A 2,006-nucleotide genomic window follows, 5' to 3' on the forward strand; every position below is an offset into this window, starting at 1 on the left:
GTATTACCACCGCCGTTAATACCAATCTGGTCGCGGACTTTGCTATTCGCGGCAACCGCTTTGTTATAATTCTCTTTTGCTTCGGTGTAATCGCGTTCGCTTGATATACCGTTCTTGTATAGGTACTCGGCCTGCTCTAACTGGCGCTTGCTAATGGCAAGGTCAGATTTTGTAGACGTAAGGTCGGTATAGCTGCCGGCAACATCAGCGCTGCGCAAAACTGCAAGCACCTGGCCTTTGGTTACCTTATCGCCTAATGATACCTTTACCTCCATCACCTGCCCGCTGGTAAACGGAAACACTTTAACTACTTTATTTTCATCGAATGATACCTCGCCCGATAGGGTAAGCTCGTCCTTCATGGGTGTGCTTTTGGCGGTATCTATCTTTATCATTTTTGCCAGCGAATCGCTTATGCAAACCTGTTTGGTTTCCATAGTGCCGGTTTTTTTATCCTGGCAAGCGGTAAGGCCAATTAGCCCAAGGCCTAAGTATATAATTTGCTTTTTCATTTATGTTTATTGCTGATGCTTATTGAATTAGTGATTTGGTGAGGTCTTAAAATCTTTTACCTTTCTGCTTTTACCTTTCAGCTTACAATGGGTTTATTACGGTAGTGCCTACGGCGTAGTTTAAATCGGCTATGGCTTTTTGCAGGTTTAGCTGCTGCTGTAAAATTTTAAGTTTGGTTTCGCGGTACGAGTCAAAAAAGTCTACATACTCCTGCAGGTTGATCTGTTTTAGCTGAAAGCCTTTGCCCATACTTTTAAACAGCTGGTCGTATTTGGCATAAAAGTCGTTTTCTTTTGAGCCGAGTAATTGCTGGCTTAGCTGGTACTGCTGCACCGCCGAATAAACATCATTATTTAACTGTAGTTCGCTGTTCTTAAGGGTATACTCCTGGCTTTGGGCTGCAAGTTTTGCGTTTTTAATATTACCCTGGTTACGGTTAAATATTGGCAGGGGCAGGCTAATTTCCAAGCCCACAAAATTGCGCGCGTAACTGCTGTTCTGGTCGTACGTGCTACCGATGGTTATATCGGGCACGGCCATTGCTTTTTGCAGCGCAAAATTGTGGTTGTTTTGGTTTAACAAGTACTGATTGGCCAGGTAATCGCCGCGGTTGGCCTTGGCAGTCTCGGCCAGTGTGGCGGCGTTAAGCGTGGTATCCGTATTGTTAAAAGTTATCTGAGGGGCAATAAATTGGTTCGGGTTTGCGGCAAGCAATGTTTTAAGCTCACTTTGCAGGTCGTTAATCTGGCGGTCTATTTCAACCAGGTCGTTCTGCAAGCCAAAATTCAACGCTTTTAAACGTATAACATCTTTTAAAGAATTGTTACCTGCCTGGTATGATTTATCAATGGCGTTAACCATGCTGGTTGCCGACGCAATTTCCATCTGGTAAACCTTGCGCTGGTCTATCAGGTTGGCCACCTGCGCAAAATCAAGCAGCAGGTTATAATGCAGGTTGCGCAACAGGTCATTAAACTGCGCCTGCTGTATCTGTACATCATCATTGGCAATTTGCACCTGCTTGCCGCGCTTGCCGGCTGTTTTAAAAACCTGGCTTAACTGTACCAGTACCTGCCCGTTACCGTTGCTGTGGTTAAAAAACTTTTTATTGGCATCGGTAATATTTTGGTCGGTGCTTAAAACGGGGTTATCCCAAAGTTTGGCTTGCTTAACAAGTGCCTGCGCGGCATCAACATTGTACTTTTGGGCAATGAGGCTAAGGTTATTTTGCAGAAAGGTTTTCTCTGCATCTTTAATGGTGATACGAAGTGTATCTGTTTGGGCCGAGGCTTTTTGCCCGCATATGATAACCAGGGCAAAAATTATAAATTTTCTGAAATACGTGCGTAACATTTGTGCTTTGTTTGATAGTACCAAAACTATTGCACGTGTATTAGAGACACATTAAAACTGAATTAGAATTGCATTAGAATTTACAGCCGGATGCATAATTGTTATACCAATCGTTCCTAACGGAACTAAATAAACGCCAT

The 2,006-nt window shown here is 43.5% G+C and carries 2 protein-coding genes; both read right to left on the reverse strand.

Annotation, left to right across the window (positions count from 1 at the left end; translation table 11 throughout):
• Positions 1–512: efflux RND transporter periplasmic adaptor subunit (locus WC615_RS15930; protein ID WP_372979068.1), on the reverse strand; the 512-nt coding region annotated here is incomplete at its 3' end.
• Between the two features lie 82 nt (positions 513–594).
• Positions 595–1,866 carry a TolC family protein gene (locus WC615_RS15935; RefSeq protein ID WP_372979067.1) on the reverse strand — a complete coding sequence of 424 codons (1,272 nt, stop codon included), beginning with the start codon at positions 1,864–1,866 and terminating at the stop codon, positions 595–597.
• Between the last annotated feature and the right edge of the window lie 140 nt (positions 1,867–2,006).

The sequence above is a fragment of the Mucilaginibacter sp. genome (genome assembly GCF_041663085.1).
Classification (GTDB): domain Bacteria; phylum Bacteroidota; class Bacteroidia; order Sphingobacteriales; family Sphingobacteriaceae; genus Mucilaginibacter.